Annotated in this window: 23 protein-coding genes; 8 read left to right on the forward strand and 15 right to left on the reverse strand. The window is 70.5% G+C overall.

Annotation, left to right across the window (positions count from 1 at the left end; all coding sequences use genetic code 11):
* Positions 1 to 111 precede the first annotated feature (111 nt).
* On the forward strand, positions 112 to 753 hold the full coding sequence (locus tag FJ091_16565) for an ABC transporter substrate-binding protein (protein MBM4384966.1): 642 nt from the start codon (positions 112 to 114) through the stop codon (positions 751 to 753).
* Positions 754 to 766: 13 nt separating this feature from the next.
* Here the strand turns inward: FJ091_16565 and FJ091_16570 are convergent, their stop codons facing one another.
* Both FJ091_16570 and FJ091_16575 read right to left on the reverse strand, forming a co-directional pair.
* Positions 767 to 1,666 (reverse strand): VacJ family lipoprotein, encoded by a 900-nt coding sequence (locus FJ091_16570; GenBank protein ID MBM4384967.1) that lies wholly within the window; start codon positions 1,664 to 1,666, stop codon positions 767 to 769.
* Positions 1,663 to 2,562, reverse strand: a complete 900-nt coding sequence (locus FJ091_16575; protein ID MBM4384968.1) for an ATP-binding protein — start codon at positions 2,560 to 2,562, stop codon at positions 1,663 to 1,665. Before FJ091_16575 ends, FJ091_16570 begins: the two co-directional genes overlap by 4 nt.
* Before the next feature lie 92 nt (positions 2,563 to 2,654).
* Between FJ091_16575 and FJ091_16580 the strand changes: the two genes are divergently transcribed.
* Together FJ091_16580 and FJ091_16585 are read left to right on the forward strand one after the other, a co-directional pair.
* Positions 2,655 to 2,837, forward strand: a complete 183-nt coding sequence (locus tag FJ091_16580; GenBank protein ID MBM4384969.1) for a hypothetical protein — start codon at positions 2,655 to 2,657, stop codon at positions 2,835 to 2,837.
* A gap of 29 nt (positions 2,838 to 2,866) precedes the next feature.
* Positions 2,867 to 3,403: an ACT domain-containing protein gene (locus FJ091_16585; GenBank protein MBM4384970.1), complete on the forward strand. Its 537-nt coding sequence runs from the start codon at positions 2,867 to 2,869 to the stop codon at positions 3,401 to 3,403.
* 55 nt (positions 3,404 to 3,458) lie between these two features.
* Here the strand turns inward: FJ091_16585 and FJ091_16590 are convergent, their stop codons facing one another.
* A complete protein-coding gene (locus FJ091_16590) occupies positions 3,459 to 4,079 on the reverse strand; it encodes a CoA pyrophosphatase (GenBank protein MBM4384971.1) in 621 nt (206 codons plus the stop codon).
* Between the two features lie 32 nt (positions 4,080 to 4,111).
* A complete protein-coding gene (locus FJ091_16595) occupies positions 4,112 to 5,122 on the reverse strand; it encodes a hypothetical protein (protein MBM4384972.1) in 1,011 nt (336 codons plus the stop codon).
* A gap of 131 nt (positions 5,123 to 5,253) precedes the next feature.
* Between FJ091_16595 and FJ091_16600 the strand changes: the two genes are divergently transcribed.
* Complete coding sequence (locus tag FJ091_16600) at positions 5,254 to 6,456, forward strand: hypothetical protein (protein ID MBM4384973.1); 1,203 nt, start codon at positions 5,254 to 5,256, stop codon at positions 6,454 to 6,456.
* A gap of 63 nt (positions 6,457 to 6,519) precedes the next feature.
* Here the strand turns inward: FJ091_16600 and FJ091_16605 are convergent, their stop codons facing one another.
* Complete coding sequence (locus tag FJ091_16605; protein MBM4384974.1) at positions 6,520 to 6,714, reverse strand: hypothetical protein; 195 nt, start codon at positions 6,712 to 6,714, stop codon at positions 6,520 to 6,522.
* Positions 6,715 to 7,058: 344 nt separating this feature from the next.
* Here FJ091_16605 and ltaE point away from each other — a divergent pair, with 344 nt between their 5' ends.
* Both ltaE and FJ091_16615 read left to right on the forward strand, forming a co-directional pair.
* Entirely contained in the window at positions 7,059 to 8,057 is a 999-nt protein-coding gene (gene ltaE / locus FJ091_16610; GenBank protein MBM4384975.1) for a low-specificity L-threonine aldolase, read from the forward strand.
* Between the two features lie 169 nt (positions 8,058 to 8,226).
* Positions 8,227 to 8,643, forward strand: coding sequence for a hypothetical protein (locus FJ091_16615; protein ID MBM4384976.1), 417 nt, complete (start codon positions 8,227 to 8,229; stop codon positions 8,641 to 8,643).
* 16 nt (positions 8,644 to 8,659) lie between these two features.
* Here the strand turns inward: FJ091_16615 and FJ091_16620 are convergent, their stop codons facing one another.
* The 8 genes from FJ091_16620 to FJ091_16655 all read right to left on the reverse strand — a co-directional run bounded on the left by FJ091_16620 (position 8,660) and on the right by FJ091_16655 (position 18,896).
* Positions 8,660 to 10,129, reverse strand: coding sequence for an amidase (locus FJ091_16620; protein MBM4384977.1), 1,470 nt, complete (start codon positions 10,127 to 10,129; stop codon positions 8,660 to 8,662).
* Between the two features lie 47 nt (positions 10,130 to 10,176).
* On the reverse strand, positions 10,177 to 10,617 hold the full coding sequence (locus FJ091_16625; GenBank protein MBM4384978.1) for a hypothetical protein: 441 nt from the start codon (positions 10,615 to 10,617) through the stop codon (positions 10,177 to 10,179).
* A complete protein-coding gene (locus FJ091_16630; protein MBM4384979.1) occupies positions 10,617 to 11,645 on the reverse strand; it encodes an LLM class F420-dependent oxidoreductase in 1,029 nt (342 codons plus the stop codon). The genes FJ091_16625 and FJ091_16630 overlap by 1 nt, the downstream gene beginning before the upstream one ends.
* Positions 11,646 to 11,732: 87 nt before the next feature.
* Positions 11,733 to 14,291, reverse strand: a complete 2,559-nt coding sequence (locus FJ091_16635; GenBank protein ID MBM4384980.1) for a GAF domain-containing protein — start codon at positions 14,289 to 14,291, stop codon at positions 11,733 to 11,735.
* Positions 14,288 to 16,834 carry a GAF domain-containing protein gene (locus FJ091_16640; protein MBM4384981.1) on the reverse strand — a complete coding sequence of 849 codons (2,547 nt, stop codon included), beginning with the start codon at positions 16,832 to 16,834 and terminating at the stop codon, positions 14,288 to 14,290. Before FJ091_16640 ends, FJ091_16635 begins: the two co-directional genes overlap by 4 nt.
* An 82-nt stretch (positions 16,835 to 16,916) precedes the next feature.
* Positions 16,917 to 17,351: a hypothetical protein gene (locus FJ091_16645; protein ID MBM4384982.1), complete on the reverse strand. Its 435-nt coding sequence runs from the start codon at positions 17,349 to 17,351 to the stop codon at positions 16,917 to 16,919.
* Positions 17,352 to 17,620: 269 nt separating this feature from the next.
* Positions 17,621 to 18,382 carry a phosphoadenylyl-sulfate reductase gene (locus FJ091_16650; GenBank protein ID MBM4384983.1) on the reverse strand — a complete coding sequence of 254 codons (762 nt, stop codon included), beginning with the start codon at positions 18,380 to 18,382 and terminating at the stop codon, positions 17,621 to 17,623.
* A 130-nt stretch (positions 18,383 to 18,512) separates the two neighbouring features.
* Complete coding sequence (locus FJ091_16655) at positions 18,513 to 18,896, reverse strand: nuclear transport factor 2 family protein (GenBank protein MBM4384984.1); 384 nt, start codon at positions 18,894 to 18,896, stop codon at positions 18,513 to 18,515.
* Positions 18,897 to 18,963: 67 nt separating this feature from the next.
* On the opposite strand from FJ091_16655, the gene FJ091_16660 reads away from it, so the two are divergent.
* Together FJ091_16660 and FJ091_16665 are read left to right on the forward strand one after the other, a co-directional pair.
* Positions 18,964 to 19,314, forward strand: a complete 351-nt coding sequence (locus tag FJ091_16660) for a hypothetical protein (protein MBM4384985.1) — start codon at positions 18,964 to 18,966, stop codon at positions 19,312 to 19,314.
* Between the two features lie 4 nt (positions 19,315 to 19,318).
* A complete protein-coding gene (locus tag FJ091_16665; GenBank protein ID MBM4384986.1) occupies positions 19,319 to 20,374 on the forward strand; it encodes a DUF2332 domain-containing protein in 1,056 nt (351 codons plus the stop codon).
* Between the two features lie 134 nt (positions 20,375 to 20,508).
* Here the strand turns inward: FJ091_16665 and folK are convergent, their stop codons facing one another.
* A complete protein-coding gene (folK, locus tag FJ091_16670) occupies positions 20,509 to 20,997 on the reverse strand; it encodes a 2-amino-4-hydroxy-6-hydroxymethyldihydropteridine diphosphokinase (GenBank protein MBM4384987.1) in 489 nt (162 codons plus the stop codon).
* Entirely contained in the window at positions 20,994 to 21,905 is a 912-nt protein-coding gene (locus tag FJ091_16675) for an alpha/beta hydrolase (GenBank protein MBM4384988.1), read from the reverse strand. Before FJ091_16675 ends, folK begins: the two co-directional genes overlap by 4 nt.
* Between the last annotated feature and the right edge of the window lie 25 nt (positions 21,906 to 21,930).

Here is a 21,930-nt window from a genome sequence, read left to right on the forward strand (position 1 = left end):
AGCGAGCCCTCTGGCTCGTCTTCTGGCGATGTGCGTCGTGCATTGAATCCCGAGCGCACGACAGTGCTCTCAACAGAAGTCGCTCCCCAATCGCCGCTAAGGTCCGCCGCCATGCACCGCGCCCTGTTCCCTCTGCTCGCACTCCTCCTGCTCGCAACGTCTCCTCTCGCGTCGCTCGCGCAGCCCGCCGCTGCGGCGAAGCCTTCGCTCGACGCCGCGAGGGCGCCGATCGAGTCGTTCTACGCCGCGCTCGACGCGTCGATGAAGGCCGGCGACTCGCTCGCGTTCGACGCGCGCAAGAAGCAGCTCGAGCCGGTCGTGGTGAAGACGTTCGACCTGCCGCTGATGGCGGCGAAGGTGTTAGGGCGGCACTGGAAATCGCTCGCGCCGGCGGATCAGAAGCGCTGGGCGGCGGCGTTCGCGGGGCTCACGGTGAAGACGTACGCGGAGCAGTTCGACGAGAACAGCGGGCTCGTGTTCGAGATCGGCGCGGTGCAGGCGGCGCCCGGCGGCACCGCGCTCGTGCGCACGAAGCTGAAGCGCGCGAACGACGACCCCGTCGCGATCGACTACCGCATGCGTCCCGCCGCGAACGGCTGGCGCATCATGGACATCTTCCTGAACGGCACCGTCAGCGAGCTCGCGCTACGCCGCAGCGAGTACAGCTCGGTGCTCGAGCGCGACGGCTTCGAGAAGCTCGTGGTGACGCTGCAGAACCGCAGCCTCGTGCCGGCGAGTCACGCCAAGAAGTAAGCGCGGGCCGCCCTCACTCGCCCCCGCGCTTGCGCTTCCCCCAGCGGCAGCGCCCGGCTTCGCGCAGCTGCTCGATCTTCGCGTCGCGGTCCATCAGATACGCGCTGCGCAGCGCGGCGTAGAAGTCGACCGAGGTGTCGCGCAGCGCGTCGAGGCGCTCGCCGTCGATGTCGTAGGTGGCGAGGCCGTCGCCGCCGGTGAGCGCGAGGCGCGGAAACCCGCCTAACAACCACACCTCGGGGCGCAGCGCGGTGTCGACGATCTCGCCGAAGGTGTCGCGCGCGGTCGAGGGGCCGAGCACGGGCAGCATGAAGAAGGAGCCGCTGCGCACGCCGTAGCGGCCCAGCGTCTCGCCGAAGTCGGTGTCGTGGCGCGCGAGGCCCATCTCCTTCGCCACGTCGAACGTGCCCGCGATACCGACGGTCGTGTTGAGCGCGAAGCGCCCGAACGTGCGGCCGGCGCGACACACGTCCAGCTGCATCAGGTCGTTGGCGAGGATCACCGGGCTCTCGAGGTTGTCGAAGCCGTTGTGGACCATCTCCCGCACGAACTTCGGCGTGATCGCCTGATAACCGCGCGAGATCGGGCGCATCACGAACTTGAGGAAGCTCTCGTTGAAGTTGAAGACGCGGCGGTTCCAGCGTGGCGTGTGGTCGCGCTCGGCGGGATCAGGCCCGAGGTCGTCCTCGTCGAGCCAGCTGTCGTCGATCGATTCGATGTCGTCGTAGCTCTCGCCCTCCGCGGCTTCCCCTGGCGGCGCCTCGGGCTCCGGCTCCTCGCCTGCGAACGGCAGCGCGTGCTGCTCGAAATCGGTGCGCTCCGTAACGACTGCGCCGCTCGCCTCCGAGCCGCGCTGCGCCGCGAGCGCGGGCGACGCGAGCAGCAGCGCAGCCAGGAACGCGCGCAGCTTCATCGCGCGCGCTCGAGCGCGAGCCGCCCGGCGAGATCGTTCACGAACTGGCGCGCGGTGCGGCCCGAGCGCGAGCTGCGGTCGAGCGCCCAGCGCAGCGCATCGGCGCGCATCGCGTCGTCGAGCGAAACGCCCGCCTTGCGCGCGAGGTGCTCCACGATGCGGAGGTACGTCGGCTGATCGAAACCGAAGAAGCCGAGCACGAGCCCGAAGCGATCCGACAGCGCGAGCTTCTCGTCGATCGCTTCGCCGAGCCGCAGCTCGCCGTCCTCGTCGACGCGCACGGCTTGGTTCTCGGAGCGCTTCTCGGGCAGCAGATGCCGCCGATTGCTCGTGGCGATGATGCGCACGTTCTCGGGCGGCGCTTCGAGGCTGCCTTCCAGCGCGGCCTTCAGCTCGCGGTAGCCGCTCTCGCCTTCGTCGAAGGATAGGTCGTCGCTGAAGAGCAGGAAGCGATACGGCGCGCCGCGCAGCGCGGCGAGCACGTCGGGCAGCGCGAGCAGATCGCTCTTGTGCACCTCGACGATGCGCAGGCCGCGCGCGGCGAATCGCCCTAACAAACCGCGCACGGCCGAGGACTTGCCCGTGCCGCGCTCGCCGTAGAGCAGCACGTGGTTCGAGGGCAGCCCCGCCACGAACTGCTCCGTGTTGCGCATCAGCTTCGCGAGCGCGCGCTCGATGCCGAGCAGGTCGTCGAGATCGTGCAGCGCGGGATCCGCGATCGGCACGAGCCGCCCGACTCGCCCCTCGCGCGCGCTCTCCCAGCGGAACGCGAGATGGCGCGCGAACGCGTCGGCGCTCGGCGGCTCCGCGACGCGCGGCGCGAGCCAGCGCTCTACGAGGGCGAGCACGCGCGCGAGGCGCTGCGAGACGTCGGGCGCGGAGTCGTCAGCGGGCATGGGCGCGCATTCTATGCGGGCGCCACGACTCGTCAGTACGGTGCGCGACACAAATCTGCGTCGCGTGGGAGTCGCGCGTGAACCGAGACGACATCGCCGCCGGCCTCTGCGCCGTCTGCCTCCACGCGCGCGTTCAGGAGAGCGCCCGCGGCAGCACGTTCTGGCGCTGCGCTCGCGCCGACGACGACGCGCGCTACCGCAAGTATCCGCCGCTTCCGGTGCGCGTCTGCGCCGGCCACGAGCGCGGCGAGCCGCAGCGCGCGAAGCGGAGTTAGGCTCGGCCCCGTTCTTCGAGGAGTCGCCCATGCGCCGTTGGTTCATTCTCTCCGCGATCGGCCGCGATCGCCCCGGCCTCGTCTCGGAGCTCGCGCGCCTCGTGCTCGACTCCGATGCGAACCTCGAGGACTCGCGCATGACGATCCTCGGCAGCGACTTCGCGGTGATCCTGCTCTGCTCGTCCGCCGCCGCGAACACCGCCGACTCGCTCGCGGTCGGCGCGAAGCGCCTCGAGCGCGAGCACGGCCTCACGATCTTGTTACGGCACCTCGAGCAGGGCCCGCGTTCGGGCGTACCGGCGCCCGGCACGCGCCTCTACCGCATCGAGGCCGCGGGCGAAGACAGAGCCGGCATCGTGGCCGCGATCTGCGGCGTGCTCGCCGAGCGCGGCGTGAACATCGTCGAGCTCGCGACGCGCACGAAGCCCGGCCCCGGCGGCGCGCCCAACTACGAGCTCGACCTCAAGGCCGAAGTGCCCGACGCCTGCGACGTGCGCGCGCTGCGCGAAGCGCTCGACAAGGAGGCGGACCGCTTGGTGCTCGATCTCGCGGTCATGCCGGCGTAGCGGCAAGCGAAGCGCGCAGCGAGGCGGAGTCTTCGCAGCCGCCGCCGCTCGCCAGCTACTTCACCAAGCTCTCGATCGCGCCCCACCTGTTGGGAAACGGGCGATCGATCACGCGGTGGAACACCTCGATGAAGCGGTACGTGAGACCCCACACGATGTGCCGCTCGGGGTGGCCGACGACGATGCCGGGGAACGACATGTCCGCCGTGCCGCGGAACGCTTTGTGGATGTGGCGGTCGGGCGCGGACAAGTAGGAGACGGGCACCCAGAAGGCTTCGGCGACTTCGGATTCTTGGAAGATGAGTGGCGTCTCGCCGTGGTGCTGAAACACGAACGCCGAGATGATCATGCCGCTCGATGCCGCGCCGGCGCGTCGACCTGTTAGGTCGTCGAGGCGGCCCAGCGGCTCGGCGTCGTGGAGCGAGAGGCCGACCTCTTCGAGCGTCTCGCGGCGCGCGGCCTGCTCGACGGTCTCGCCCGCGTCGAGGCGGCCGCCGGGAAACGCCATGTGACCGCTCCACGGGTCGTCGGGTTTTTGCGAGCGCTCGATGAACAGCACCTCGGTGCCGTGGTCGCGCTCGCGCAGCACCATCGACACCGCGGCGCGCGAGGATCCGTCGAGCAGCAGCGGCGAGTAGCCACTGAGCGCGCGCTTCACGGTGCGGATGTCGGCCATGCCGCGACTTTACCCCGCAGACATTGGAGTCGTTATGGGGCGGCAGGCGCTGCGCAGTCGAGCTGCGCCCACGAGATGCGCTCCTCGCCGGCGCGCGTTTGCGCGAGCGCGAACGCCTCGCCGTCGGGCGCGAGCGCGATGCCCGCGGGCGCGCCCCACGCCGCGAGCTCGCCGAGCGCGACCTCGCGCGTGTCGCCACGCGCTTCGCCGAGCACGACGCGCGTGCCTTCGGCGCTCGCCTCCGCGCGCGCGACGAGCGTGCCGTCTGCGGAGAACGCGACGTGCTCCGAGCCGAGCGTGCGCGAGTCGCCGGCGAAGTCGACGAGGCGCGTGTCTCCTGCGGTCGCGACGACGAAGCTGCGCGCATCGGGCGACCACGCGAGCGGGCGCGCGCTTCCGAAACCACCGCGCGCGAGGGTCGCGGGACTGCCCAGCGAGATGCTGCCGTGGCCGAAGCGGATCAGCGCGCGCTGCGTGCGGCCCGCGAGCGCCCAGCGCGACCACGCGAGGCCGAGGCCGCTCGGGTCGTAGAGCGCGTGCGTGTCGCGCGCGGCGTCCCAGGTGAGGCGCCGCGAGGGGTGCGGCGGCTGCGTCGGGTTCGTGGTGAGCACCATCAGCTCGCGGTCGAACGGGCGCAGCGCGCTCGCGAAGCGGTCCGTGTCGAACAGCACGGCGCGCGCGGTGGGATGCGGCGCGGGGCGGCGGTTGTTGCCGGGCTCGCTGCAGGTGAGGCACTCGACCTCGCGCGTACGCCACGCGAAGCGCTGCACCTGGCGGCGCCCGTCCGGCCCCGCGCCCTCGAACCACACGAAGCGCGCCTCGGCGTCGAGGCGCGGCGCGATGCCGGCGGCGATCGCTTCGGATGCGGCGACGCGCGGCTCGCACGCGATCCGCTCGCGCAGCGCGACGCGCGAGTCGAGGTCGAGCACCGCGTCGCGCAGCGTGTCGCTGTGCTCGATGCCGCGATCGGCGAAGTGCCACGCGAGCGCTGCGACGAGCGCGACCGCGCACAGCGCCGAGGCTCGCTTTGCGCCGCTCGTCATCGCCTCAGCGCTCGCGAGCTTCGGTGCACGTGTGTCCCCGGTGCGCGGTCTTGTGCACGTACGTCCCCAGTGCGCGCAGTTGTGCAGGTACGTCCCTGGTGCGCGGGCGCGCAGGCTAACGTGCCTCGCACATGTTCAAGCCCGCCCTGCCGCCGACTGCGCGCGCACTCCTCGATCTCGCGCGCGCGGATCGCGCCGCCGCCGCGAAGCAGCTGGCGGCGCTCGACCCCGACGCACTGCTGGCACTCGTGTGCGAGACGCCCGCCGCGCGCCGCGCAGAGCTGATCGCGCTGGCGCCGCTGCCCGAGGCGCTGATTCCGCGCCTGCCGCCCGCGGAGCTGGTCTTCACCGCGAAGGCGGTCGGCCTGCACGACGCGGGCTGGCTGCTCGAGCACGCGAGCGAGGAGCAGCTCGTCGCGTGCCTCGATCTCGACGGCTGGGCGCTCGAAGCGCCCGATCGCGAGAAGCTGCACGGCTGGCTCGCGGCGCTCGCTGACGCGGGTGAAGAGACGCTGCTGCGCGCCGCCCACGCGCTCGACGCGGAGCTGTTCGTGCTCGAGCTGCGCGACCGCGCGCGCGTCACGCTGAAGCCCGACGGCGATGACTCCTGGGAGCCTCCGGTCGGCGCGCACACGCTCGATGGCCAGTTCTATCTCGAGCCGCTGCGCGACGACGACGACTTCGCCGACCTCACCACGTTCCTGCGCGTGCTCTTCCAGAATGACTATTGGACGTACTACCGCCTCCTGCAGGGAGCGCAGCACGAGCTGGAATCCGACGCCGAGGAGTGGGCGCTGCGCTGGCGCGACGGGCGGCTGCAGGATCTCGGCTTTCCTCCCTTCGAGGATGCGAAGCGCATCTACGCGTTCATTCGTCCGGATCAGCTCGGCGCGCTCCCGAAGCCCGAGGACTATCAGGCCGTGGGCGAGTGGGCGCTGCCGGTGTGGATGCCGAATCTGCCCGTCTCGCGCGATCAGGAGCTCGCGCTGTTCCGCGCACTCGCCGCGCTTCCGGAAGACGAGCGCCGCCCACACGCGTTCGCGTTCATGGCGCTCGCGAACCGCGTCGCGATGGCCGACGAGCTGCCGCTGGGCGACGCCGAGACGCTGCCGGTCGCGCTCGAGAAGGCCGCGCGCCTCACCAGTCGCGGCCTCGAGCACATCGCCCTGACGAACGCCGTGTCACTTCCCGACGTGCTGCGCGCCGCCACGCTCGAGCGCCTGTTCCGCGTGGGGCATCAGCTGGACGTGCGCGACGGATTGCTCGCGCCGCCGAAGCCGCGCGAGATCGGGGATGAGGACGCTCAGTCGGGCGACGAGCAAGAGCCGAGCTGAGCGCCCAAATGCGAAGAGCCCGCGAGATCGCTCTCGCGGGCTCTTGTTAGGTCTCGGCGTGGACTAGAGGTCCTGCGCCTTCAGCGTCTTGCGCTTGTTGCCGACCGCGCGGGCTTCGGCCTGCGCGATGAGCTTGCGGACTGCGGCGTCGAGGGCGCCGTAGAACTCACCGCCCACGTTGCACGTCTTGGTCGCGGCCTTCGTGCGCGACTTCGAAATGATGAGCTCGCCGCTCGCCGCCTTCTTCTTCGCTGCCATGGAACGAATCCTCCCACCACCGAGCTGCCTGCGGCTCGCCGCAAACTTCGTCGCTCGGCCATCGAACCCGGCGCCCCACTGCCGTCCCTCCGACGGAGTCAGGCGCGCCGCGGCGCGGATGTTTGAAGGTCCGCGCCGAAGAGTCAAGCGCGAAATGCGTCAAATCAGGCTCTGGCGCGCGAATTCGAGGGTTTCGCGCAGGCCAGTGAACAGCGCGCTCGGCTGGCGCAAGCGAAGCGCGCCGCGAGGCGGAGTCCTCGGAGCCGAGCGAAGATCGAACAGTGGCCTCGTTGGTTTGGACGACCCGCGAGGCGCGCATTCTCTCACCGGTGCGAGACGCCCCCATGATCGACCTGCGCAGCGACACCGTGACGAAGCCGACGCCCGCGATGCGCGAGGCGATGGCGAAGGCGCCCGTCGGCGACGACGTGTACGGCGAGGACCCGAGCGTGAACGCGCTGCAAGAGCGCGTGGCCGCGCTGCTCGGCAAAGAAGCGGCGGTGTTCTTCCCGTCTGGCACGATGGCGAACCAGGCTTCGCTGCGCGTGCACACGCGCGCGGGCGACGTGGTGCTCGCGAGTGAGGGCGCGCACATCCTGAAGTACGAGGGCGGCGCGGCGGCCGCGCTGTCGGGGCTGCAGATCGCGACGCTCGGCGCGAACGGCGTGTTCGATGGCGACGCAGTGCGCGCGGCAATGCCTCCGAGCGATCCGCACTTCGCACCGGTCGCGCTCGTCGCGATCGAGAACACGCACAACGTCGCGGGCGGCGCGATCTTCCCCGACGACGCACTTGCGAGCGTCGTCTCCGCGGCGCGCGATGCCGGCGTCGCGCTGCACCTCGATGGCGCGCGGCTGTGGAACGCAGCGGTCGCGACGAATCGCACGCCTGCGCAGCTCGCGGCGCCGTTCGACACGGTGTCGGTGTGTCTCTCGAAGGGGCTCGGCGCACCGGTCGGCTCGCTCGTCGCGACTTCGCACGCGCTCGCGCAGAAGCTGCGCCGCGCGCGCAAGCAGCTCGGCGGCGGCATGCGGCAAGCGGGTGTGCTCGCGGCGGCCGGGATGTACGCGCTCGAGCACCACGTCGAGCGCTTGCGCGACGACCACGCGAACGCGCGCAATCTCGCGAGCGGACTCGCGGCGCTCGGGCTCGAGACGAACACGCCCGCCACCAACATCGTGCTGTTCCGCACGCAGCGCAGCGCGAGCTTCCAAGCCGAGGCGCGCGCCCGCGGCGTCCTCGTCGGCGTTCGCGACGCGCAGTGGATGCGCGCCGTGACGCACCTCGACGTGAGCGCGGGCGACATCGACGACGCGCTCGCGCGCCTGCGCGGGCTCACGTAGCCCGCGCGCAAGCCGGCCTGCCTGACGCACCGCGAGGCGCGGCTGATAGCTTCGCGCGCGAACCCGCAAGCGAAGCGCGCAGCGAGCCGTAGGCGAGCGAAGTAATCCCGGGAGGGATCGGGTGCTGACCCTCGCGTTCATTGCACGTGCCAGCGCGAGTCCGCGCGTCGTGTCGCGCGTGCTCACGGACTCCGCGCTCGTTGCGGATTGGTTGCCTGGCTTCGAGGCATGGCGCGAGGAGCCGCCCGCGCTGCTCTCCCCTAATAACACGCTGCGCTTTCGCGCGAAGCGTCACGGCGTCCCGGTGCAGGCCGAGCTGCACGTGCTCGGCGTGACTCCGAGGCGCCTGCGAGCGCAGATGCGCCTCGGGCTGCTCGACTTCACCGCGACCTTCTCGATCTCGCCAGCGGTCGACGACGCGCATGCGACGCGCCTCGGCCTCGCGATCACGGTCGAGAGCGAGCTGCCGGTCGTGGGCGGCAGCCTCGACCGCTTCTCGGTGCGGGAGCAGGCTTCGCAGCTCGCGGAGTCGATGCTCGCCGCGCTGTCGGCCGCCGCGGAAAAGCTGCGAGACGGCCCGGCCTGATCGCAGCGTTCCGCCGCTACTGCGCCAGCGCAGCCCTTCGCTCCCCAACGCGGGTCGCCTGCTCGAACGCGTGCGCGAGCTGCAGCACCGCGAAGTCGCGCCCGCGCGCGGCGGCGATCTGCACGCCGATCGGCAGCCCCTCAGGCGTAAAGCCCGCGGGCACCGAGATCGCGGGACCGTGCGTCGCAGTGATCCAGCACGCGCTGCGCATCCAAGCGAGGTAGCTCTCCATCGGCGCGCCCTCGATCGACTTCGGCCAATCGAGCTCCGCGTCGAAGGGCGGCAGCTGGTTCACGGCGCACACGAGAAACTCGTAGCGCGTGAAGAACGCGCTCACGCGAGCGAGCAGCTGCGCGTGCTGCGCAAACGCGCGCGCGACATCGGCGCCCGAGAGCCGCTGCCCCGCCTCGATCTCCTCGATGGCCGCGGGCTTGAGCTGCGCGCGGTGGGGCTCGAGCAGCGGACCGAGCTGCGCGGCGATCGACCAGGCGCGAATCGTGCGGAAGCACTCGTCGGCGCCGGTGAAGTCCGGGTGCGCCTGCTCGACGACGCAGCCGAGCGTCTCGAAGCTGGCGCGCTGCGACTCGAGCACGTCGCGCACGCGGCGGTCGAGCGGAAGCGAGCCGAGATCGGGCGACCACGCGACGCGTACGCCGCGGAAGTCGCGGGCGAGCGGCGCAGCGAAACGCGTAGCGTCGGAATCGCGGCAGCCGGGATCGCGCACATCGGGGCCCGCCATCACGCTGAGCAGCCACGCGACGTCGTCGACCGAGCGCGCCATCGGCCCGTTCACGACCCAGCTCGCAGTCGGCATCAGCGCCGGTGCGTTCGGCACGAGCCCGACGCTCGGCCGCAGCGCGACCACGTTGTTCCAGTTCGCGGGATTGCGCAGCGAGCCGCCGTAATCACTCCCGTCGGCGATCGCGAGCATGCCGCTGGCGAGCGCCGCGCCCGCGCCGCCGCTCGAGCCGCCCGCGCTCTTCGTGAGGTCGTACGGGTTGCGCGTCGTGCCGTACACCGAGTTGTACGTGTGCGAGCCGAGCCCGAACTCGGGCACGTTCGTCTTGCCGATGACGAGCGCGCCCGCGCGGCGGATGCGCGAGGCGAGCACCGAGTCTTCGGCGGGCATCGAGTGGGCGAAGAGCGGCGAGCCCAGCGTGCACGGGAAGCCTGCGACTTGCTGCATGTCCTTGATCGCGATGGGCAGCCCGTGCAGCGCGCCCACGTCTTCGCCGCGCGCGAGCTTCGCGTCGGCCGCATCGGCGAGGGCGAGACACGCGTCGTCGGGGAGCTTCGCGACGATCGCGTTGACACGCGGATTCAGGCGCGCGATCTGCGCGAGCGTCGCCCGCATCAGCTCGCGTGCGGACAGCTCCCGCGCGCGAAGCCGGCGCGCCAGCTCGCGCGCGGGCGTGAAGCAGAGCGCCGATCCGGCGGAGGCGCGGCCCGCTTCGGGTTCGGAGCGGCGGTCGGGGGCCGAGGCCACGGATTGTCCCCCGCTCGCTGCCGTTGGCTGGGCGAAGCGGCGCTTGCTCAGCGCCGCTTGCCTCGCTTCGCGCTCGGCGCCTTCTTGCGCGCGGGCTTCGCCTTCTTGGCGCGCGCGGCTGCGCGCTTACGGCGCGTCGGCGCCGCCTTGCGCGCGCGCGGCGTGGTCACGTCGACCGGCTCGAAGCCCGCGAACATCTCGCCGGCTTCGGCGAGCTGCCCGAACGTGGGGTAGTCCGCGCACTCGCCGAAGCGCGTCCAGATCGCCTGCACCGCCGGATCGCGGTGCGCGCGCTCGATCGCTTCGTTCGAGGCCCACTCGAACACCTCGATGATCGTGCCGTCCTTGCGCGAGCGCGCGACGATCGGCGTGCGCGCCGTGACGAGTCCGAGCTCGCGCAGCGCGGGCACGTGCCCCTTCACGATCGCGAGCAAGTCGGCTTCGCGGCCGAGCTTCGGGCGATAGAGCGCGAACACGATCTCGGGCATCACAGCACCGCCTTCGCGAGCACCTCGAGCGCCTCGACTTGGCCCGCGCCGGCGATCAGGTCCGTCACGCCGGACTTCTTCCAGACCGCGAGCCGCTCGGTCACGCGTTCCTTCGGGCCCACCAGCGCGATCTCGTCGACGAGCTCGTCGGGCACCGCGGCCATCGCCTCCATCTTCTTCCCGTCGAGATAGAGGTCTTGAATCTTCACCGCGGCCTCCTCGTAGCCGAGCCGCTTCGCGTAGTCGTTGTAGAAGTTCTTGCCGCGCGCACCCATGCCGCCGATGTAGAGCGCGAGGAAGCCCTTCACGGGCATGCGGCAGCGCGCGAGGTCGTCGCCGATCACGACGGTCACGAACGGCGCGATGCGGAAGCTCGCGAGGTTGTTACGGCCGCCGCTCTTCGCGAAGCCCTTCTCGAGCGGAGGCTTCAGCAGGTCCATGCGCTCGGGACTCATCCAGACGGGGATCAATCCGTCGCCGACTTCGGCGCTGCACTCGATGCCCGCAGGCCCGATCGAGGCGGTGAAGATCGGCATGTCCTTGCGGCCGTGCAGGATGCTCTTCAGCGGCTTGCCGAGCCCCGTCGTGCCGGGGCCGACGTTCGGGATCTGGTAGTGCTCGCCCGAGAACGTCACCGCCTTCTCGCGCGCGAGGATCTGGCGGACGATCGCGACGTACTCGCGCGTGCGCGTGAGCGGCTTGCCGTAGGGCACGCCGTGCCAGCCCTCGACGACCTGCGGTCCCGAGGGCCCGAGGCCGAGGATGAAGCGGCCCCCGCTGAGCGCGTCGAGCGTCATCGCGGTCATCGCCGTCATCGCGGGAGTGCGGCCGGGCATCTGCATGATCGCGGTGCCGAGCTTGATCTTGCTCGTCAGGGCCGCGACGTACGCGAGCGGCGTGATCGCGTCCGAGCCGTACGCCTCCGCGCTCCACAGCGAGTCGAAGCCGAGCGCCTCCGCGCGCTTCACCTTCTCCATGTCGATCGACGCTTCCGCGCCCGAGTAGCCGAGGTTCAGGCCGAGACGCATGTCGTGCTCCTTCGTGGAAGACGCGCAGCGTACTCCGACGCCCGCCGACTTGCGCCGCAGATTGGGCCGTTGCCCACTCGACGCTCGCTACGCCGCAGTCTCAGCGTCGGCATCCAAGGGCTTGGCCACCAACGGCAACTCGATGCTGAACACGGTGCCGCCCTCCGGCGGGCACTCGACGCTGAGCCTTCCACCGTGACGCTCCACGATGCCGTGCGAGATCGAGAGGCCGAGGCCGGTGCCCTGGCCGGCGGGCTTGGTCGTGAAGAACGGCTCGAAGATGCGCGCGCGGATGGCAGGGGGAATGCCGGGGCCGTCGTCGGCGATCGAGATGCGCACGCCGTCCGCGCTGGGCTCGCTCGAGACGCGCACGGTGCCGCGGCCTTCGAGCGCATCGCAGGCGTTCATCACGAGGTTCATGAACACCTGATTCAGCTGAGCGGGGTAGCAGCGCACGAGCGGCAGCTTCTCGAACGCGCGCTCCACCTGGACGCCGTCCTTGAAGCGCGGCTCCATCAGGCCGAGCGTGCGCGTGAGCTCGGCGTTCAAGTCTGCGTCGGTGAGCTCGGCTTGGTCCATGCGCGAGAAGCTGCGCAGGTCCATCACGATGTTCTTCACGCGCTCCGTGCCTTCGCGGCTGCGCGAGAGCAGCTTGCGAATCGCCTCGCGCGGCTTCTCCACGTCGCCGCCGCTCTCCTGCGCCTCGACGAGCTTCTCCACGTAGCCGGGCAGCAGCTGGAGGTTCGCGTGCACGAAGCCGATCGGGTTGTTCAGCTCGTGTGCAACGCCCGCCACGAGCTGCCCGAGCGAGCGCATCTTCTCGCTCTGCAGCAGCTGCGTCTGCGTTTGCTCGAGCTCGCGCGTGCGCTCGTCGACGCGCGCCTCGAGCGTCTCGTTCAGCTTCGCGATCTCGTCGAACGCCTGCGCGTTCTCGATCGCAATGGCGCTCTGGTTCGCGAGCGTGCGCAACAGCTGGCGGTCCTCGGGTCCGAGCTTCTCGCCCGAGAGGCGCTCGCCGATCGCGATCACCCCTAACAAGTCGACGCCGAACAGGATCGGCACGAGCAGCTGCACGCCGAGCGCGTCGTACACCTCGCCGCAGCGCGAGCGCGTCTCTGGATCCGCGGCGTTCTCGAAGTCGGCGGCAGAAAGCTCCTGGCGCCGCATCCAGAGATGGCGCGCGACGGGGTGGCTCGCTTCGAGCGAGAACGCGTGCGCCCCGGCGCCCCACTCGCCGCGCCACGCGCTCGGCTTCAGCACGCGCGTCTCCTCGTCGAGCAGCAGCACGAGCGAGCGCGAGACCGGAATCGTGTCCTGAATCGCGAGCAGGAGGCGCTCGCTGATCTCGCCGAGCGAGAGCATCGAGACCATCGCCTCGGAGATCTCGCGCAGCGCGTCGCGGTGGCCGGCGCGGTCGCGGTCGAATATGCGGTCGACGAGCGCCTGCAGGCGGTTGCGCAGCGGATTGAAGGCGAGGATCGCGAGGAACAGGAACACGATCGAGAAGAGCGGCGACTCGGCGTTGACGTTGAATCTGCGAAACGCGGCGTCGGCGAAGGTGATCGTGCCTGCGAACAGACCCGTGATCGCGAGCGTGGCCGCGCCGTACGCGCCCGAGGAGCGCGCGAAGTTGCGCACGTCGAAGAGTCGCCCGCGCACGAGTCCGTAGCCGACCGCGAGCGGAAACACGCCGAACCAGATCAGCGCCGCGGAGACCGGCAGCGAGACCGGCGCCCACAACAACAGCGCGAACAGCAGCGACATCGGCGCGAAGCTGAGCAGCGCGCCGGCGAGCACGATGTCGGCGGCCGCGGTCTCGCCGCTGCCGCGGATCCGCCAACGCTCGGCGATCAGGATTCCGATCGAGAGGAACGCGGCGGCGAACGCGAAGTCGAGGCCCGCGGACATCGCGATGCCGGGCGGGAGCAGACCCGCGCGCTCGATCGGCAGCGTCGCGATGCAGGCGAGCGCAATCGCGTACGGAAGCGCGCGCAGCCAGGCGCGGCCGCGCATCCAGAGCGGTTCGGTCGGGAAGCGCGTGAAGAGGTGCAGCATCGTCGCGCCGAGCAGCGGCTGCGTGATCGCCATGCGCTCGTAGCCGAACGGCGCGTCGAAGGTGTGCACCGCGCTGAACAGCGTCGTCGCCATGCACGACGAGAACAGCAGGAACGACCAGGCTTCGGTTCTGCCCGAGCGCAGCCGCCACACGAACGCGCCCACGAACAAGTACACCGCACCCGCCGCTACGAGTGCGGCGAAGATCGGCACGAGCAGAAGCGCGTAGCCGCTCTCGGTGTGCCGCGGAAGCAGGGAGACCTCGGAGACGAGCCCGCCGCGCTGCTCCAAGCGGTAGACGACGGGCTTGCCGGCCTCGAGCCGCTCCCAGCCGCGCTCGCGATACCACTGCTGCACCGGCACGCCGTCGACCGCGAGCACGCGCTGCCCGCGCTCGACGCCCGCTTCGACGCACGCCTCGTCGGCGGTGCTCACGATCACGAGGCCGCCGAGCGAGCTGGTGAAGATCGGCGCCTCGACGCGGGGCGGCAGCGTGACCTGCCCGTAGATCACGAGCACCAGCGAAAGCACGGCCCACGCGACTGCGGCGAGGCCCGTCACGCGCTGGAAGCTCGTCGCGCGGTGCTTCATGCCGCGCCCGCCTCGATTTCCGCAGGCGGAGCGAGCGGCAAACGAATCGTGAACTTCGCGCCGTGTCCGGGCTCGGACTCGACGCTCATCGTGCCGCCGTGGCGCTCGACGATGCCGTGCGAGATCGAGAGGCCGAGGCCGGTACCCTTGCCGACGGGCTTGGTCGTGAAGAACGGCTCTAACACGCGGCTCGACACTTCGGGGCTCATGCCCGGGCCGTCGTCCGCGAACTCGAGCACCACGCCGTCCTCTGCCGGCCGCGTGCGGACCGTGATCTTCCCGCGCTCGCCGAGCGCGTCGCACGCGTTCATCAGCAGGTTCATGAACACCTGATTCAGCTGGCCGGCATAACAACGCACGTCCGGCAGATCGCCGAGATCGCGCTCCACCGCGATGCGGTTCTTCGTGCGCGGCTCGATCAGCGTCAGCGTTCGCTCGATCGCCTCGTTCAGCGAAACCTGCGTGAGCTCGGCCTGATCGGTGCGCGAGAACGTGCGCAGATCCTGCACGATCTGCTTCACGCGCCCCGCGCCCTCTTGGCTGCGCACGAGCAGCTTGTCGATCGCGTCGCGCGCCCGTACCCGCCGCCCGGAATCGACGTCGGCGCGCATCAAGCGCTCCACGTTCTCCTCGAGCAGCTGGAGGTTCGCGTGCACGAAGCCGATCGGGTTGTTGAGCTCGTGCGCGACGCCCGCGACGAGCTGGCCGAGCGAGCGCATCTTCTCGCTCTGCACGAGCTGCGCCTGCGTGTCGCGCAGCTCGCGCGTGCGCTCCTCGACGCGCGCTTCGAGCGTCTTGTTGAGCTGCGCGATCTCGTCGAAGGCCTTCGCGTTCTCGATCGCGATCGCGCTCTGGTTCGCGAGCGTCCGCAACAGCTGACGCTCGTCGGGCCCGAGGCGCTCGCCCGTGAGCTTGCGGCCCACCGCGATGATGCCGAGCAGATCGACGCCGAACAGAATCGGGACGAGCAGCTCGACGTCGAGCGTGTCGAAGGCGTCTTGGCATGCCGAGCGCGTCTCCGCGTCGGCCTCGTCGTCGAAGTCGCCGCGCGCGAGCTCTTGGCGCTGCATCCAGAGCTGGCGACAGACCGGGTGGTCCGGCTCCAGCTCGAGCGCGAGCGCGTCCTCGTCCCAGTCGCCGCGCGACGCCGCCGCGCGCAGCGTCGCGCCGCCGCCGTCGTGCAGCATCACGAGCGCGCGCTCGACGCCCATCGTGTCCGTCACCGCGATCAGGATGCGCTCGACGATCTCCTTCGCGGACAGCATCGAGACCATCGCTTCCGAGATCTCGCGCACCGCGCGGCGATATGCGCGGCGCTCGCGATCGAACACGTCGTCGACCAGGCGCTGCACGCGCCGCAGCATCGGGTTGAACGCGAGAATCGCGATCGGGAGGAACACGACGCTCGCGATCGGCGTGCGCGCGTCGACGTCGAACCGGCGCAGCGCGCCCGCGGCGAGCGTGATGAGCGCGGCGAAGAGGCCGGTGATCGCGAGCGTGGCGGCGCCGTAGGCCGCGCTCGAGCGCGCGACGACGCGCAGATCGAACAGATCGCGCCGCACGATTCCGTAGCCGACGGCGGCGGGGAACAAGAAGAAGATCAGCATCGAGAGCGTCCACGTGAACGGCGTACCGACCGTGACGTGGACGCCGAGCGCGATCACGATCGGTAGGAACGAGAGCGTTCCGCCCACGAGCATCACATCGGCGCGCTCGGCGGCCTTCACACTCGGGCACCGCAGCCGCTCCGTCACCGCGATGCCGAGGCAAACGAGTGCCATGCCGGCGGCGAACGCGGTGGAGACCGCGTCGAGACCGTCGTGCGTGAAGGTGAGCCACGGCCGTAACAAGTGGAGCGTGCTGAGCGCCAGCGCCGCGTAGTAGACGCCGGCGCGAATCTGCGGGTACCGCACGATCCAGGCGGGCTCGATCGGATACGTCGTAAAGAGATGGAACGCCGTGGCGCCGACCCACGGAATCGTCACGCCGATGAAGATCCACACCGGACCGAACGCGGGCCCGACGAGCGTCAGCAGCGCCGACGACATCGCGCAGAACAGCAAGAACACCCACGACTCGCGGCGGTCGGGCTTGAGCAACCACACCGCGAGCCCGATCACGGCGTAGACGAGGCCGACGATCGGGATCGCGATCATCGCGAGGCGATCGAGCGGGCAGGACGCCTCCTCCTCCGGTACCGCGTGCAGCGTCACCTCGATCACGCGCCCGTCGCGCTTCTGTAAGCGTACGAGCGCCTCGCCGCCGACCTCGAGGGCGGGCATCCCGAGCCGCATCCAGTCGCCGACCGGGTGGCCGTCGATCGTCAGCAACCGGTCGCGCGACTCGATCCCGAGCTTGCGCGCCTCGGGCCCGAGCTCGTTGATGACGTGCACGCCCGCGGCGGTCGAGAACGAGAACGGCAGGAACGGCCGCTCGCGCGCGGCGAGCTTCGCCTGTAGGCCGGCGACGAACGACGCGAGCGCCCACAGAATTGCGAGCGCCGCGGTCAGACGCCGAAAGCGAGTTCTCGCTCCCGGGCTCATCGCTCCCTCCGGCACGCGCGCCGGGGCAGCTTAGGCAGCTGCGCTCGTTCGAGTCAAAGCGAAGAAGCGACCCGCGCGGGCGTTACTGCTGCTCTGCGTGTTGACGAGCCTCGGCTCGGAGGCGGGAGAGCTCGAGCGCGATGTCGGTTTGCCGCTCGTAGTTGAGGCCGCGCCCATTCATCGGCTGGAGGTCGCCGGGGCCGGTCGCTTGGGCGAGCTGGCGCATCACGTCTCGCTGCCTCGCCTCTTGCGCCGCCACCACCTTCGCATCCGGGACTTCGCAACCGGGCGCGGGCGCGCCAGCCGCTGCGGGTGGCGGCGGTGTGCCAAGGCCGATCAGCTCGCGCGAGGAAGGTGCCAGGTCGCGAGGCTCGCCCGCGCTCACCTCAATGCCGGGCCAAGCGAGCGCCAGCAGTAGTGCGAAGCCGAGCGCGAACAGCGCGCGATCAACCGAAATCGCGATGGACGAGTGCATTGGCAACACCTCCACGGGCGTCGCTCCTGCTTCGGACCACACCGCGAATTCCTTGAGCCCCCGCGATCACAAACGCACCCAAGCTGCGCACGAGACGCTCGCTGCCTGCAACCGCCAGACTAGGCGCGCCGAGGACGTGCATTGACGCGCAGCGCACACGCCAGAACGCCCTCGAAGTCGAACGCTCCTACCCAGCAGGTCGGCCGAGACCGCAAGCGAAGCGCGCAGCAAAGGCGGAGTCTTCGGAGCGCTTTGCGAAGTCAACAGGGAACGCATAGGCCGTCGCGTGAACGCAGGAAGTCGGAAGGAGGCTAGATGCCGGACCCGTCTTGCTCCGACGGACTATGCATCCCGCACTCCTTCGTCTCCGCCTGCTCCCACCACCAGCGCCCCGCGCGCGCGTCCTCGCCCGGCTTCACCGCGCGTGTGCACGGCATGCAGCCGACCGTCGGGAAGCCCTCGGCGTGGAGGCGATTCACCGGCACGCCGTTCTTGCGCACGTAGTCCCACACCTGGGCGCCGCTCCAGTCGACGAGCGGGTTCACCTTCACGAGCCGCCCGCCCTGCTCGAGCTCGATCTTCGAGACACCCACGCGCGTGACGTTCTGTGTGCGGCGAAGGCCGGTGACGTGCGCGTCGAGCGTCGCGAGATAGCGGCGGTTCGGCTCGACCTTGCGAACGCGGCAGCACAGCTGGCGCTTCTCGAGCGACTCGTAGAAGAGGTTCATGCCGTGCTCGCGCACGAGCTTCTGCACCGCCTCAGCGTCGGGGTAGATCACCTCGACGTTCACGCCGTAGCGGTCGCGCACGCGATCGATCAGGTCGTAGGTCGACTGCGGCAGGCGGCCCGTATCGAGCGTGTAGACCCGCAGGCCCGGCTCGATGCGGTGCAGCATGTCGATCAGCACGAGGCCGTCGGGGTTGCCGAACGAGCACGAGACGGCCATGTGCGGATGGAAGTTCTCGACGGCCCAGCTGAGGATTTCCTCCGGGCCTGCCTCCGCCGCCCAGCTGGCCGTGGACGCGACCAACTCCGTGAAATCAGTGGCTTCTCGTGCGATCGCGGCAGTCATCGGGGGCTCTCGTCGTCCGGGCAGGCGCGAATTTGTAGCCGACCGATGCGGAATCCCGCCCGCCGGTTACGCGCGAATCGAACCGCGCAGGTGGCGGCCCGGACGCGCGGTCGGGCGAGCGAGCATCCGGCTACTTCGGGGGCCCCGGCATCTGCTTCACCCACTGCTGCATGTCGAAGTAGTCGCGCCACGCGGTGATCTGCCCGTCGCGCAGCTCGAACGTGCCCATCACCGGCAGCTCGAGCCACTTGCCCGCGATCTTGAAGCGGTCGGTGCGCTCGGTCAGCACCACACCGTGCGCGTTCTCGGCGATTTGGTGCAGCACCCACTCGGCCTCGCTCGCCATCGTGGAGAAACCGGAGATCGCCTTGCGAATCGCCTCGGCGCCCTTCACCGGGTCGACGGGGATGTTGTGGTAGACCGCGTCGGACGCGAAGTAGCTCATGATCTCGTCGACGTTGTTACGGCTCCACGCGGCGACGAAGTCGCGCACGCGCTGGGTGTTGGCGCTCATCGGATGCTCCCTGAGAAGTTGAGGCGCGCGAGGCTATCGCAACGAGATCGCCGCTAGCGTGAACTTCGTGGAGCTCGCACACACCTTCCACGTCGCCGGCGCGATCGCGACGCTGCTGCGCGGCGTCTACGCGCTGCTCACGCCGAACTTGTTCGCGCGCCGCAGCGGCCTCGCCGCGAGCGACGCGCTCGGCCGCAGCGAGCTCCGCGCGACGCACGGCGCGCTGCTCGCCGCGCTCGGTGGGTTCGCGGTGTTCGCGCAAGATCAGGTCGCGTTCGCGTTGCTCGGCGGCGCGTGGGTCGCGGCAGCCTGCGTGCGCGTGGGCGGAGCCGTGCTGACGAGCGACCTCGACGCGCGCGTATGGCGCGCCGCGCTGCGCGACGGCCTGTTCGGCGTGCTGCTCCTTTACCCGGGCTGACCCGATGAGCGAGTCCGCGCGCGACGCCGAGATCCTCGCGATGTTCCGAAAGCAGGCGGACGCCTGCGCCGCGATGGGCTCGGCAATCTACGCGGACCTGCTGGCGCGCTGCGGCGACGACTTCGCGGCGGGCGGCGGCGTCGCGCGCGCGCTCGCGGACTGGGTCGGCCACCCATTGCTCGACAACGTCGCGCTGCGCTTGTTAGGCGCCGCGCACTTCCTCGCCCTGCGCGGCGACGCGCCCGCGCTCGGGGCGTTCCTGCCGAGCTGCGGCGGCGCCTACGACGCCGCACGGGCGTGGCCGGCGCTACGCGACGTAATCGCGCAGCACGAAGCGCGCATCCGCGTGCATCTCACCGAGCAGATCCAAACCAACGAGGTGCGCCGCTGCTGCGCTCTGATCGGCGGCTTCGTGGAGATCGCGCGCAATTTCCCGTTTCCGATGCGCCTGCTCGAGATCGGCGCGAGCGCGGGCCTCAATCAATGCTTCGACCAGTTCCGCTACGAGCTCGGCGCGCAGCGCTTCGGGCACGCGGACGCGCCGCTCACCCTCGACTGCGAGTGGCGCGGCAAGCCGCTCGAAACGAGCGGCGCCTCGCTCCGAATCGCGAGCCGCAAAGGCTGCGACCTCTTCCCGATCGACCTGCGCGACCGCGACCGCCGCCTGCGCCTCGAGTCGTTCTTCTGGCCCGATCAGGTCGAACGGCTCGCGCGCCTCCGCGCTGCGATCGAGTGCGCCCTGCGCTCGGGCGTAAGGCTCGAGCAAGCGAGCGCCGGCGACTGGATCGCGCGCGAGGTCGCCACCCTGCCCGCGCGCACGACCAGCGTGCTCTTCCACAGCGTGATGTGGATGTACGTGCCTGAAGCCGAGCGCAAGCGCATCTACCTGCTGATGGAAGAAGCAGGCGCGCGCGCAACCGCCGAGTCCCCGCTCGCGTGGCTGCGCATGGAAGGCCCGAACTTCGAGTACTGCGAGATCCGCCTGCGCACGTGGCCGAGAGGCGAGGATCGATTGTTAGGGAAGTGCCACTACCACGGGGCGTGGGTGGAGTGGACTTGAGGAAACCACGCGCGCTCCTCGTCTTCGCCTGAGTCGTCGCATCGATGCCGTTGGGGGCAGCCGCCGAAGTCTCGGACGAGAGTCCGTCTTGGATCGAGCACTGGCTCCGCGCGCTCGCCGGCCCCGGTCTTGGCTTAGGGAAGCGGCCGCGCCTTCTCCGAGTGGCGCACTCGCGCAGCAAGTTCCGCGATCGTTTTCCCCAACGCCGGATGCACCTCGCCCCCCGCGATCTCCGCGAGCGGCTCCAGCACGAAGGCGCGCTCGTGCATGCGCGGGTGCGGCACCACTAGCTCCGGCGCGTCGATCACGAGACCTCCGAACAACAACAAGTCGAGATCCAGCGTGCGCGGCAGGTTGCGCTCGTCCCCGCGCGTGCGGCCGAGCTCGCGCTCGATCTCGTGCAAGCGCCCGAGCAGCGAGAGCGCGTCGAGCTCGGTGTCGAGCGCTGCGGCGGCGTTCAGGTACGCGGGCTGCGGTGGGCCGACGGGCGCGGTCTCCCAGTGGCGCGACGCCGTAACAACTCGTACGCCTGGCGTCGCGCGCAGCTGCTCGAGTGCGCGCGCGATGTTCGCTGCGCGGTCGCCGAGGTTCGCGCCGAGAGCGATGTAAGCGCGCGTCGTCACTTTGCCGCGAGGTCGCGGCAGAACGCGCGCACGGCGCTGTTCAGCGCGTGCGCCGCTTCCCACTGCAGGAAGTGGCCGGCGTCGCGCACGAGGAAGGGGCCGACGTGGTTCGGGAACACGACCGCCGCCATGCGATCGAACTCGGGATAGATCACGTGGTCCGAGGGGCCGTGCAGGATCAGCGTCTCGTGCGAGATCGTGCCGCGCAGCGCGGGCTCGCTGCGCGCGCTCGCGTGGAAGCTGCTCTCGTAGCCGCCAAAGCTCGCGCGCAGCTTCGCGGCGTCGGCGAAGGGCTCCGTCATGAAGTCCACCGCGGCTTGGTCGAATGAACCCGGGTGCGCCCAGAAGCGCGAGCCGTAGAAGGTCGCGATGTAGCGGCGCAGCTTGTCAGGCGTATCGAGCTCCGCCGCGAGCGCGTCGGCGTCGTTGCCTTGGCGCAGGAAGTAATCGCCCGCCTCGCGCGCGGGGCGCGTGCGCATCCCCGCCATCGCGTCCTTCACGAACGGGAGCGGCGAGTTGAACACGACGATGCGCAGCACGCGCTCGGGGAAGCGCAGCGCGAAGTCCTGCAGCACGGCGCCGCCGAGGTCGCCGCCCACGAGCACGACCTGCGCGACGCCGAGCTGATCGAGCAGCGCGGCGAGATCGCGCGAGTGCGACGGCACGTCGTGAAAGCCGTCCCGCGCGACATCGCTCGCGCCGAAGCCGCGCAGGTCGGGCGCGATCACGCGAAAGCCCGCGGCCGCGAGCGGCGCGATGTTGCGCCACCAGATGCGCATCGTCTCCGGCCAGCCGTGCACGAGCAGCAGCGCCGCGCCGCGTCCCTCGTCCACGTAGGCGAGCTTGAACCCGCGCGGCGAGGCGAACTGGAGGCGGTGGCGGTCGGGGCGGGTGTCGTCGCGGGTCATGGGTTCTCCGAAGGGCGGCGACGCT

The sequence above is a fragment of the Deltaproteobacteria bacterium genome (assembly GCA_016875395.1).
Classification (GTDB): Bacteria; Myxococcota_A; UBA9160; order UBA9160; family UBA6930; genus VGRF01.